General features: G+C 43.5%; 10 protein-coding genes and 2 tRNA genes. All 12 read right to left on the bottom strand.

Translation table 11 applies throughout. The features are described 5' to 3' along the window. Nucleotides 1-2: 2 nt before the first annotated feature. The 12 genes from spoIIE to mfd all read right to left on the bottom strand — a co-directional run bounded on the left by spoIIE (nt 3) and on the right by mfd (nt 12,596). The gene (spoIIE, locus tag CDO84_RS20665; RefSeq protein WP_040081059.1) at nt 3-2,486 is read right to left on the bottom strand and encodes a stage II sporulation protein E; all 2,484 of its coding nucleotides are present in this window, start codon (nt 2,484-2,486) and stop codon (nt 3-5) included. A 200-nt stretch (nt 2,487-2,686) separates the two neighbouring features. Continuing rightward, nucleotides 2,687-2,758 (bottom strand) — tRNA-Glu (locus tag CDO84_RS20660). 9 nt (nt 2,759-2,767) lie between these two features. Beyond that, a tRNA-Met gene (locus CDO84_RS20655) sits at nt 2,768-2,844 on the bottom strand. Nucleotides 2,845-3,012: 168 nt separating this feature from the next. Further along, nucleotides 3,013-3,399: a S1 domain-containing RNA-binding protein gene (locus CDO84_RS20650; protein WP_003218379.1), complete on the bottom strand. Its 387-nt coding sequence runs from the start codon at nt 3,397-3,399 to the stop codon at nt 3,013-3,015. Nucleotides 3,400-3,479: 80 nt separating this feature from the next. Further along, complete coding sequence (gene divIC, locus CDO84_RS20645; RefSeq protein ID WP_040081060.1) at nt 3,480-3,857, bottom strand: cell division protein DivIC; 378 nt, start codon at nt 3,855-3,857, stop codon at nt 3,480-3,482. Between the two features lie 17 nt (nt 3,858-3,874). After that, nucleotides 3,875-4,510 (bottom strand): spore cortex biosynthesis protein YabQ, encoded by a 636-nt coding sequence (gene yabQ / locus CDO84_RS20640; RefSeq protein ID WP_014662494.1) that lies wholly within the window; start codon nt 4,508-4,510, stop codon nt 3,875-3,877. After that, nucleotides 4,507-4,809 (bottom strand): sporulation protein YabP, encoded by a 303-nt coding sequence (gene yabP / locus CDO84_RS20635; protein ID WP_003226714.1) that lies wholly within the window; start codon nt 4,807-4,809, stop codon nt 4,507-4,509. The genes yabQ and yabP overlap by 4 nt, the downstream gene beginning before the upstream one ends. A 78-nt stretch (nt 4,810-4,887) precedes the next feature. Then, on the bottom strand, nt 4,888-5,148 hold the full coding sequence (locus CDO84_RS20630; RefSeq protein WP_003226716.1) for an RNA-binding S4 domain-containing protein: 261 nt from the start codon (nt 5,146-5,148) through the stop codon (nt 4,888-4,890). Between the two features lie 2 nt (nt 5,149-5,150). Continuing rightward, nucleotides 5,151-6,620, bottom strand: a complete 1,470-nt coding sequence (gene mazG, locus CDO84_RS20625) for a bifunctional methyltransferase/pyrophosphohydrolase YabN (RefSeq protein WP_014662492.1) — start codon at nt 6,618-6,620, stop codon at nt 5,151-5,153. Further along, nucleotides 6,610-8,208, bottom strand: a complete 1,599-nt coding sequence (locus tag CDO84_RS20620; protein ID WP_040081063.1) for a putative polysaccharide biosynthesis protein — start codon at nt 8,206-8,208, stop codon at nt 6,610-6,612. The genes mazG and CDO84_RS20620 overlap by 11 nt, the downstream gene beginning before the upstream one ends. A 182-nt stretch (nt 8,209-8,390) precedes the next feature. After that, nucleotides 8,391-8,927, bottom strand: a complete 537-nt coding sequence (spoVT, locus tag CDO84_RS20615; RefSeq protein ID WP_014662490.1) for a stage V sporulation protein T — start codon at nt 8,925-8,927, stop codon at nt 8,391-8,393. Between the two features lie 135 nt (nt 8,928-9,062). Then, nucleotides 9,063-12,596, bottom strand: coding sequence for a transcription-repair coupling factor (mfd, locus tag CDO84_RS20610; protein WP_040081065.1), 3,534 nt, complete (start codon nt 12,594-12,596; stop codon nt 9,063-9,065). Between the last annotated feature and the right edge of the window lie 12 nt (nt 12,597-12,608).

Here is a 12,608-nt window from a genome sequence, read left to right as displayed (position 1 = left end):
CGTTATGAAATTTCTTGTTTGTTTTGAAAGATTGCCGGAACAGGAATGGATGCCCACTTCGGTGTATTGTGATCAATCCGGACGACAACAACAGTCATATCGTCCTCAATTTGGCCGGACCTTGTGCGGATGACTTCTTCCATAAGCAAATCGGCAATCTCCTGCGGGTCATTTGTTTTCAACCCTTTCATTTTACGCTTCATCCATAAGTCGTGATTTTCCACATGCTTAGGCCCCTCAAAAATGCCATCACTCATCATAATTAAGAGGTCACCCGCTTTTAGCTGTTCACTCACAACCTCCACATCGAATTCATTAATAATACCGATTGGCAGATTGCTCGCTTGAACTTTCATGACCTGGTCACCCCGTTTGATAAAGCTAGGCGTCGATCCAACCTTCAGAAATTTACAGCTTGCATCTTGTAGATCGATAATAGATAGGTCAAGCGTGGAATATATCTCGTCAGTTGTCCTTAAGGACAATATGCTGTTAATGGTTTTAATTGCTATTTTTTCATCAATGCCGGATTCAAGGATTTTCTCAAGAAGCTTGATCGTTTCATTGCTTTCAAAGTGCGCTCTTGCGCCATTGCCCATTCCGTCACTGATTGCCGCAGCATATTTTCTGGCTCCTAGCTCCATCATGCTGTAACTGTCGCCGGAGACAAGGCCGCCGCCCTTCGCAGCGTGTGCTGCACCTGTAGACACCCTGTATGATTTAGTTGATCCAAAGGCGACATGGCTGTATCCATTCGGATGCGGAGAGTGCTGTTCGGCTTTCACAAGAATTTGTTCTTCCAGAATGTCAGAAAGCATAGGGGCAATGATTTTTTCACTTTCTCCATGTCCGCTGAACGGAATCGTCATTTCAATATCGATATTTCCTTGTTCAAGGCTATAGATCTCTACATGCTGAATCTCAATTCCGAAATGCTGAAGTGCCTCTATGATTTGCTCTTCCTGCAGAAAGTGCTGTTCTCGCTCTCTTTTTATTTCCCGAGAAAAGTCGGCCATGACCTCAGAAACGCCTAAAAGCTGTTCGGCAACAAGACGCCTGCTGTCCTGGACTTTTTTCTTGAGCGTCAAATGGGCATGATGATGTGCGAGCTCATCCTCAATCAGCTCTTCAACCTGCTTTGATTTAGAACAATGCTGATGAAACTCTTTTTTCAGCCTTCGGTTTGATGCATATTCTTTTTCTTCTGTTTCAAGCATAACTTGTTTCATTAAGTCATATGTTTTATCAAAGTTCTGTACCCAGCACCTGTTTTTCTTGTAACACGTCTGACAGGAATGCTCCGTGATTTTGCTTAAAAACAGATCCACTTCGCTGTCATCTGTCTGTTCGTCTGATGCTTGGTAAAAGGTTGCAAAGCTTTCAGACAGCGCGTGAAATACATTGGAGAACTGGTCTACCTTCTGAGCAGTGACATCTCGGATTTTTCTTGCGTATTGCTGCTGCTCTTGAAGATGCTCCACAGTTCCCGGAATATATCTCGCCACTTTCCTTGTAATAGATTGAGGTGTGAGCAAAAACAGGCCGACTGCGATTAGTGACTCATAGAGCGTTGTCATCAGACCGGCAGAGCCTTCACCATATAAAGATATAAGAAGCGACCCAACGATCAGGCCGATCGCCGCACCTGCTTTTTTCCCTTCCTTCAGCAAGCCGCCTAATAAACCGGAAAAAGCAAGCAGACTCATTTGATAGAGGTTTCCGATATTCGCTAAGCCAAGAATCAGGCCGGTCACGACGCCAACCGTACAGCCAATGCTTGCTCCGCCAATAAAGGAAAAACTCAATACAACATAGCGAGCCAATATATGTTCTGCCTGCATCCCTTGGTAGGACAAGCCGGCCAGTCCCGTTAACACAGAAGCAATCAGGATCATAAAGCAAATGATTTCCTCTATTTTTAATGATTGTTTCACTTTTTTCACAGTGAAAACTGGAAGGCTCTGAAGGAATATCAATGTTAAGATAAACGATAGTCCAGCCTCAACGACAGCCATTACATAATCATAGGTTGTAAATGCGCCATTTTGGGCATAAACAAACCCTGCTCTTGCTGCAGCCATGGAGAAGAACACGACAATCGGGAGTGCTTTTACGCGATCGTCGGTAATGAAGGCGGCCACTTTAGAAAATACGAAGAATGCCAGCAATGCCGCTAGTATGAGCAATGAGTGCTTCGGAGATATAGTCAGCGCACCTGCAAGCACGGCCAAAACCGCATAAAACGCTTTGTCTCTTCTGATGAGAAGCATCGCTCCAAAGAAAGGAAGTGCGAAAGGAAGCACCTCGGATAATATGAAAGCTCGTCCAAGCAAAAATCCGATGACGACATAAATGAATCCTTTATAGAAAAACAGTGAATGCAAATGATGGGTCACCAGCTTCGTTCCCCTGTTAAAAAACGATTGGAGTTTTTCCAAAGCCTGTCCCGCCATTGGCCCGTTCACTCTTCTTTCTGCTTTTTCCATTCCTCTCATCTCCCACCTGTTATATTCGTTGCCTGTCATTATAGCGAATGCACAGATAGGATTTTGTCAAAAGAAGGTAACAATACCGAAGAAATCTTCGACGGTTTCTGCCTTGATATTCGTTTATCAAAAGAATTTCTGGAATGTTGTCTAAAAATGAAAAAAATCGGTTTCTGCAAGAGAAACCGATTTTCTTAGGATGACCCGTACGGGATTCGAACCCGTGTTACCGCCGTGAAAGGGCGGTGTCTTAACCGCTTGACCAACGGGCCAAACAAATATGGTAGCGGCGGAGGGGATCGAACCCCCGACCTCACGGGTATGAACCGTACGCTCTAGCCAGCTGAGCTACACCGCCATATTGTTTTGTGCTTCTAAGCACAAGTTATATAATACAAAGGTTTGCCTCTTTCGTCAACAGAAACTTTAATGTTGTAATTTTCTGACTCTTGGAGAGGGTGAGGATAATAAAAAAGCATCCGTCGGGATGAACGGATGCTTCATTTATTTTATAGAAAGCAGCAAGTTATCCTCTTCTTGCTCCGCGCCCTCCACGTTTTGATTCCGTATTGCGTTTTAAAGATGACAAGCGATCTTCGCTGTCTTTTAAAAACTTATTCATTTTCTGTTCAAAAGATTCTTTCGGACGGAAATCATTTCTAGGTCTGGCTTGCGGACGGTCTTTAGCTTTTTTAATAGATAAACCAATTTTCCCGTCTTTTTCAACGTTGATGACTTTCACTTCAACTTGGTCGCCGACTTTTAAGTGGTCGTTAATGTCTTTGACATAATTATCAGCTACCTCACTAATGTGAACGAGACCGGTTGAGCCTCCAGGCAATTCAACAAATGCTCCAAAATTTGTAATACCTGTAATTTTCCCTTGCAACTTGCTGCCAACTTCAATCGACATAAAAAAAGTGCTCCTCCTTAGGCTTATAAAAAGATCGTTTGCTTAATTATACCTAAATAAAAATTTAAGTGTCAACAAGGCTACTTGCTCTTCTTCTCCACATTGAAGATAATTTCTCCGTCTCCAGACATGAATAAGTCCCTTCTGGCAAGCTCTGTGACGTAATCCTCATCCTTCAATTTGGATATTTCTTCTTTTAAATCCGCTTGTTTTGTCTTTAAATTTTTCAGTTCTTTTTCAAGCTGTTCTTTCTTTTCTTCTTTTGCGCTAAGGGAAGATGTTTGGGACCATACAGAGCTTGCCAGCACAATTGCCGTCAGGAATACTAGGGCGCCGAATACAGTCAACCGTCTGTACAGCCCTTTGCGTCTTCTTTTCTTCAGCTGATTCTGCCGTTCCACTTGTTCTTTATAGTCGTTTTGTATTTCAGTTATCGTTCGTTCCCTGGAAAAATTCAAACCAGACGGTCCTCCTTTCATCTCTTCAAAAAACTTGTGATGGTCGTTCTTATGGTTATCAATAGTTTCTTCTTCTTTTTGAGAAATCCTGCACCTTTTTCAAATAAACGTCTAAAAGTTAGACGCATTCTCACAGGAAGAAGTTTCAAACATTGTTTCACGATAAAACGGATCGGAAAACACAGAACCATGACTATTTTATAAAGACACAGCAGGAGAAAACCGATCAGGCGGTATGTTTTCTTGAATAAAAATGCCGCCATCCAGATGATCGCTCCGCATGTCCACACAATAGGACGAAATAACACGTGCTGAATGAGTTTTTTGAAGAATTGATAAACAGAAACAACAAGGTAAATGACGAATTTCAGTATTTTTATATAGATTCGTTTGCAAAGGCTCTGATACGTCGCAATGCCCAGCAGAACCGCTAAAAAGATGTAAATCCTGAATTCTCCCTCATTTACATGAAGCAAGACATAAAAGAAAAGCAGCCCTTGCACAATCCAGAAAAGAATATCATGAATAAATAATAGCCATCTGGCTGTTTTAGCACGAATGACAAAGAGCCGGTATGTATCAAGCGAAGCACCAAGCCAGAGACCCATACCGGACATCGCCAGCATTGTATAGAATTGTGTCGTCAGCGTCATTTAAACAACTTGCTAAAAAATCCTTTAGCTTTATCCCCTTGTTGTTCGTCTAAGTACACTAAATCAAATACCCTGCCTTTAATAGAAACAATCCCTTTTTCCACATCTAGATTTTTCATCTGCAGGTTTTGGCCTCTGACGGAGAGCATTCCCATCACCGTTTCTAGCAGGAATTCTTCATTATCGAAGCTCTCCACATGCTTAACCCCAGAAATATCTAAATGCTTCCGGCCTTTCATTGTCACATCATGCTGTTCCGGAACAGACGAAGAACCTTTTTGATCATAATATGAATTCATCTATTCAGCCCCCATATCCTCGATACTTTTAGCACTATTACTGCATTGTATGAGGAGGGGGATTTTTTTAGAACAAGCCTATTCGCCGAGTTTTTCTTCTTTTAGAATCGTATACATGTTTGCAGCTTCTTCTTTTTTCGTTGTGTCTTTCAATTCATTAACTTGAACCGTTACAAGCTTTTGGCCGAAGCGGACCGTTAGTTCATCTCCCGGTTTTACGTCAGAGCTTGCTTTCGCCTGATTTCCGTTTATAGAGATTCGTCCTTGGTCAGCTACTTCCTTCGCTAGTGTACGTCGTTTGATCAGCCGTGATACTTTTAAAAATTTATCTAATCTCATATCTATGATCTCCTCTCAGTTTCTTTTGCTTCGTTCCACAGTTTGTCCATGTCCTCAAGAGACATATCAGCCAGCTCGATTCCCTTTTCCTTCGCTGTTTCTTCAATGTATGAGAACCGTCTCCGGAATTTGTCATTAGTCATAGTCAGCGCTTCCTCTGGCTCTATTTTGTAGAAGCGGGCTACATTCACCAGCGCGAACAAAATGTCGCCAAACTCGGCTTTAAGATTGTGTTCATGAGGAGCTTCAGAAACCTCAGAAGAAAATTCCTTCATTTCCTCACTTACCTTTTCCCAAATATCGCTGACGTCTTCCCAGTCAAAACCGACCTTCGCTGCTTTTTTCTGCAATTTAGCAGCTTTCGAAAGAGCTGGAAGAGTCTTCGGTACGCTGTCTAATAACGATGATTCAGATGTGTTTTTTTCAGCCTTTTTTATATCTTCCCAATTTGCCAATACATCGTTCTCATCCTGAACCTTAACATCTTTAAACACATGGGGATGTCTTCGGACCATTTTTTCACTGATTCCTTTTATGACATCATCAATTGTGAAATAACCTTCATCTTCACCAATTTGCGCGTGAAGCAAGACCTGAAGCAAAACGTCGCCAAGCTCTTCGATCATATGGTCTGTGTCTTCTTCGTCAATTGCTTCGAGAAGCTCATAACATTCTTCAATCATGTACTGCTTTAATGACTGATGCGTCTGCTTTTTATCCCACGGACATCCATTAGGTCCGCGAAGCTCTCTGATGATGCTTCGGAACGTGGAGAATTCGTGATAAAGCAGCTTCTCTTCTTTAATCGGCGGAATATACACACTTGTTAAGTTATTCAAGGCGACATTGCGGTCCAGCTCAAATAATGGCACTGTCCTGATATCTTCGTCACGGCTGCCTGCTGCAGTCACGATCACGACCTCATAATCATCAGGCAGCTTCTCCATTAATGTCAGCTTCACTTCTGAGGCCGTCATTTGGTCGTAAACCTGACATATAATCAAATGATGGCTGAGCTCTAGCTCATCCGCGGACAATGTGCCGGCATCCACAAATTGAAAACCTTCAATCGGGTCGATTTGCAAGGCATTGAATGTGGCATCAAGGAAACTTTGTCCCCCTGCGACTTTCACTTGAACGTTTTCCTTTTCCTGCCGCTCCGTCAGCAGCTGAACTGTTTTTTCTGCGACAAACGGGTGTCCCGGTACAGCATAAACCACATCCTCATGCTGCGCCGCTTCAAAGAGGATGTCAGCAATTTCTTCATATACCGCCTCAAACTGATCATGCTTCTCATATATATCGTCAAAGTAACGGATGTTCTTCGTTTCTTTTTCAAGCTCCTCAATTAAAGGATGATCCTTGGTTCTGACATACAGCGTATCTGCCTTCGTCAGCAGCTTGTGTATACCAATTGTCAATTGGTCCATGTCTCCGGCACCAAGTCCGACGACAGTAATTTTACCCGCCATTTTGTTCTCTCCTTCTCATGAATTTGCTTAACTTGCTGCCGAATGGCACACTGTTCAGCTCTTCATCTGTAAATATTCCCAATCTCATCATACAATAAATAAACACCGCGCCACCAATAGCAACAGCAGAAAGACTCTCAATCACAGCCGCTCCTCTTCCTGTTGCAGGAAACAAGAAAGTCCAGAGACGCGTATAAGCAAGCAAAACAGCTGACATCAAAAGAGCAGATCCAATAATCGGAATCAAAACACCTCTAAGCTTATCGAGCCATTCCTTTTGCCGAAGCTGATACAAGTTAAGGCCGGCGACAGCAGCAAAAGAAGCCGCTGTCGCAAGCGATGCACCTTCAATCCCATAGCGCGGAACCAAAAGAGTGTTTAACACCCATTTCACTGCAACACCCATGCCTACCGCTATCGCAGGAAAAACTGTGTACCCCGCGCCCTGTAAGACTGCCGCTGCCGTTACCGCCATAGATGCAAACAAAATAGAGCTGCTAAATACTTGTAATGCGCCTGTCCCTTCTCCATTTTGAAACAGCATGATATTCACCGGCTTAAGAATGCAAATTAATCCAGCCGATGCGCCTGTACCGAGCACAAGGCATAGTTTCAAAGATGACGTGATTTTTTCTTTCATGATCTTCAGCTCTTTGTTTTTTACAGCCATAGAAATATACGGAACGAGTGACGTCGCAATGCTTACGGCAAACACTGAGCCGAGCTGCAGCAAGGGCTGTCCCCGATCATAAATTCCCTTTAGGCGTTTCGCTTCTTCGCTTGCCTCACCACCTGATAGCAAAGCATATAAATTCAAAGCATCAACAAGCTGGATAAACAAAAGCAGCAAACTGCTTACACAAATTGTAACCGAATATAACAGCAGTTTTTTCGTCAATTCTTTTGTGGTGATGTCATTTTCATTTTGCCTACCCGTTTGCTTGTCTCTTTTCATTTTGAACCAAAAAAATCCGAGTATTATCAATGCAACGAAACTTCCGGCAAGAGATCCGGAAGCTGCTGCCGCTCCCGCAGTATAAAGTGAGGCTCCTTTTTTGACGAGCCAAAATGATAACCCTAAGAGCACCGCAACTCGCAGAAACTGCTCTGTCATCTGTGATAGAGCCGAAGGGAGCATTTCGTGCCGCCCTTGAAAACCGCCTCTAAGCAACGCGACAAATGGGAACAACAGAAATGCATACGCGGTCACTTGAATTAACTCAGCGAGATGCGAATCCCCCATAAAGAGCGCGATGGGAACAGCACCCAAATATAAACAAAGAAATAATAACATACCGATTAAAGACAAAAACCACGCTGATATTTTTAATATAGTGTGATGATTTTTTTCGCTATAATCATTCATCAGTTTCGAAATAATGACCGGAAATCCTGATGTTGACAGCATAACCGCAATACCAAGAAAGGGATATACCTGCTGATATATATAGAATCCAACATCGCCGACAATGTTTTGAAACGGGACTCTGTAAACGGCGCTTAAAATTTTTGTGATGACGCCTGCCAGAATTAAAACAAATGCCCCCTGCCAAACCCAATGCCGTTTAACGCCTATTGAATCGTCCATCCAAAAGCTCCTTCCCAACGTCAAGGGCAATACGGTTCACGTATTACCGCGGCACAAATAAAAACGAGGTTATTATACCATATCCCAACCCTTGGAATCCTATTTCGGCACGCATGAAAAAGAACAGCGTCTCAAGGGAGAGCTGTTCTTTTCATACCTATTTTCGATAAAAGGAATAAGACCTACTGTTCCATTTGACGAGCCAAAAATCCAGCTGCTGTTTCAACGGCTTTATGCTCTACTTCGCCCATTGATTGATCTTTTGAAAAAATCACCACAGCACCTATCGGATCGCCATTCGCCACTATTGGGCCGACAGTATAAGAATTCATGTCCTCATCTATGCCATTCACAAGCTGTACTGATTTCGCATCACTCTCAAGCACAGAGCTGCGCTGATCCATTATTCTTTCCAGCATTTCGCTGATTGACTTGTTTAAGTAATCTTTTTTGGAGCTGCCAGACACGGCAATATATACATCACGATCACAAATCAGCACTGAATGGCCGAGACTGTCGTAAAGCGCGTCTGCATACTCTTTTGCAAAGTCTCCAAGCTCACTGATCGGAGAGTACTTTTTCAAAATCACTTCTCCGTCACGATCCACAAAAATCTCAAGCGGATCGCCTTCCCTGATTCTCAGAGTTCTTCGAATTTCTTTAGGAATCACGACCCGACCTAAGTCATCAATACGACGTACGATACCGGTTGCTTTCATCTCTGGTGCCTCTCTTTCATTTGATGGTATATATATGTGGGAAAGACCTAAAGCAGTCACTTTATGTACCTTCCGCCTCGCTTGAAATTAGTATCCGTCACATCAAATGTAATATACACCAGAGAGTAACAAAATTTACGTTGATGAAATGGTTTGCTTTTTCACATTTTTTAAGCCCTTCAGCATGCCCAGCACGGTGTCGAGCCACTCATCGGCACTACGGCCTTTCGTCTGTATGGAGATTTTGAGTTTTTTCCCTTCCATTCCCAGTCCGATTTGTCTGCCATATTGATTGCCAAGCTCAAACAGCTTCTGTCCGTCAATTTCAGCACTTGCTTCTTCAGAGATCGTCAATCTGACAGCGTCTTTATCCTGCTTAATCAGCTCGACACGTTCCTGTCTCGCATAAACCTTCATTTCTGCAACAGTAAACAAGTATTCGACTTCTTTTGGATAGTTTCCAAAGCGGTCGATCATTTCATCCTGAAGCTCGTTCTTCTCTTCGATTGTCGCCACAGATCTAAAGCGTTTATACATATCAATTTTCTGTTTGCCGTCTTGAATATATGTTTCTGGAATATACGCATCAAGCTCGACATCAATTTCTGTTTCAAACTGCTCTGTCTTCGCTGTGTCTCCTTTACGTTCTTCAATGGCCTCTTTCAGCATTTGGGAATAGAGGTCAAATCCGACCGAATCGATGAAGCCATGCTGCTGGGCGCCAAGAAGATTCCCGGCTCCGCGAATGGTTAAGTCACGCATTGCGATTTTAAAACCGGAACCTAGCTCTGTGAATTCTTTAATGGCCTGCAGCCTTTTTTCAGCTACTTCTGTCAGCACTTTATCCCGACGGTACGTGAAGTACGCATACGCCACACGGTTAGAACGGCCGACACGCCCCCGCAGCTGGTAAAGCTGAGAAAGACCCATCTTGTCGGCGTCAAATACGATCAGCGTATTGACGTTTGGGATGTCCACACCTGTTTCAATAATGGTTGTACTGACGAGAACGTCTGATTCTCCTTCAAGGAAACTCAGCATAACGGTTTCTAATTCATTTTCTGTCATTTTTCCGTGGGCGTACGTCACCTTTGCGTCCGGGACAAGCATTGAGATCTCATCCGCTTTCCGCTCGATGTCCTCTACCCGGTTGTACAAGAAATAGACCTGGCCCCCGCGTGCAAGCTCACGTTCAATTGCCTCTCTGACAAGAGCGCCATTGTATTCCACAACATACGTCTGTACGGGGAAGCGGTTTTCCGGCGGAGTTTCGATGACTGAAAGATCCCTTACGCCAAGCATAGACATATGCAGCGTACGAGGAATCGGCGTTGCTGTTAGCGTTAAAACATCAACATTGGCCTTAATTTGCTTGATCTTTTCTTTATGGGTTACACCGAAACGCTGCTCTTCATCAATGATGAGGAGCCCTAAGTCTTTATACACGACATCTTTTGATAGCAGCCGATGCGTCCCGATGACGATATCAACCGTCCCGTTTTTCAATCCTTTGATTGTTTCGTTTGCTTCTTTTCTTGTTCTGAACCTGCTGAGAAGGCCGATATTAATCGGATAGTCCTGGAAGCGCTCTTTAATGGTTTCATAGTGCTGCTGTGCCAAAATGGTTGTCGGGACGAGCAGAGCTACCTGCTTTCCGTCGCCGATCGCCTTAAACGCGGCACGTATGGCAACCTCTGTTTTACCGTAGCCCACATCTCCGCACAGCAAGCGGTCCATCGGACGTTCTCTTTCCATGTCTTTTTTGATTTCGTGAATCGAACGGAGCTGATCCTCAGTCTCTTGATAAGGGAAAGCTGATTCGAATTCACGCTGCATCTCATGGTCAGGAGAAAACGCGTATCCCTTGCTCGCTTCTCTTTCGGCATAGAGCTTAATTAAGTCATCAGCAATATCCTGAACGGATGTCTCTACTTTTTTCTTAACCCGTTTCCATTCGCTTCCGCCTAATTTATACAGCTTTGGCTCTTTTCCTTCGGAGCCGACATATTTTTGCACCTGATCAATTTGTTCTACAGGGACGTAAAGCTTGTCACTTCCCTGATAATGAATATTTAAATAGTCTTTATGAATTCCGTTGATTTCAAGGGTTTCGATTCCCAGGTATTTTCCGATCCCGTGATTAATATGAACGACATAATCACCAATTTGAAGCTCAGAATAGCTCTTGATGCGCTCTGCATTGGTAAGCTTCTGTTTTCGCGGCTTCTTTTTCACACGGTTTTTGAACAGTTCTTCTTCCGTAATAACGGCAAGCTTCATTAATGGCAGCTCAAATCCCGATTGGAGCTCACCTTCCATGATATAGACCTGTCCCTGAACAAGCGCTTTTTTGCTGTCTGTCACGGCGGCCTCGATATCATAATCAGCCAAAACAGATGACAATTTCTGTGTACGTTCCTTGTTTGCTCCTAAGAACACAACAGTGAAATTTGATTTTTTAAAACGCTCCATTTCACCCGCGAGCACGTTCATTTGCCCATGGAAACTCTGCATTTGACGGCCTGACACATTGACGATATTTTGCGGACTCGTATGCTGTACATGCCGCAAAAATAAAGAATAGTACAGCAGAGGCCGTTTTTGCTCAGCCACTATTTTTTGGAAGCTGAATGACAAACGAATGTCATGCAAAATCTTGCCTTCCTCAAGAAGATTTGTTATAAACTCTGCTTCTTCTTTTTGAAGCTGTTCTTCCATCTCATGAATCCGGCTGACTTCATCCAAAATCAGAAGTGTATTTTCAGGTGTATAATCTAGTAAACTAGCAGGCTTTTCATAGAAATATGAGAGATACTTCACGAGCTCCTGATCTGTCTGGCCTTCAGACAAGCGTTCTTTATCGTGAGAAATATTCGTATGAAGTATTTCTTTTTGCTTGTCAGCCTTTAATTTTTTCAAGCTCGCAGCAAGACCGCTATCGATTTTCTCCATCGCCCGTGCTTTTTCTTCCGGTCTGATAATTAATTCCTTCGCGGGACCGATATTGATCGAGGTAAGGGTCTCAATTGACCGCTGATCATCTGAGTTAAAGCTGCGGATTGAATCGACTTCAGTGTCAAAAAGTTCAATTCTCACCGGATTTTCTGAAGTCAGCGGATAAATATCAATGATTCCTCCGCGAATACTGAATTCTCCGGGCGCAGATACCATATCAGACCGTTCATACCCTACCTCTACCAGCCGTGACGCTAGCTGGTCTGGTTCGATATCATGCCCTACTTGAATGAGCATCTGGCTGCTTTTCCACACCTCTACAGGCGGCAGCATTCTTCTGATGGCAGCTACAGGAGCAACGACAATCGGCGCTTCTCCATTCGTTAATCTATTAATGACATCTAATCGCTGCGCCCGCAATTCAGGGCTTGCCACTGCGATTTCTGATGAAATGAGTTCATTGACGGGGTACAAAAGGACAGACCGATCCTCCAGAAGTGAAGTCAGATCATCTGTTACTTTCTGGGCTTGATATAAGTTATGGGTGATGAGAAAGATAGGCTTATTCGTTTCATTAGCCAGGGCAGAAGTAAAAACAGAACGCGCGGAACCCGACAGACCCGCGAGCAGTTGTTCCTTCAGGCCCTCGTGTAAACCGTTGATGATGGATTTAAAGTCATCGCTTTCTTTTATAAAGGTTTGAATGTTGTCCATATGGCCCCTCCT

Origin of the sequence: Bacillus sp. MD-5 (genome assembly GCF_002201875.1) — a bacterium.
Taxonomy (GTDB): Bacteria; Bacillota; Bacilli; order Bacillales; family Bacillaceae; genus Bacillus; species Bacillus stercoris.
Note: the sequence above shows the minus strand (reverse complement) of the source record. Positions and strands in the feature narration are given on the sequence as shown.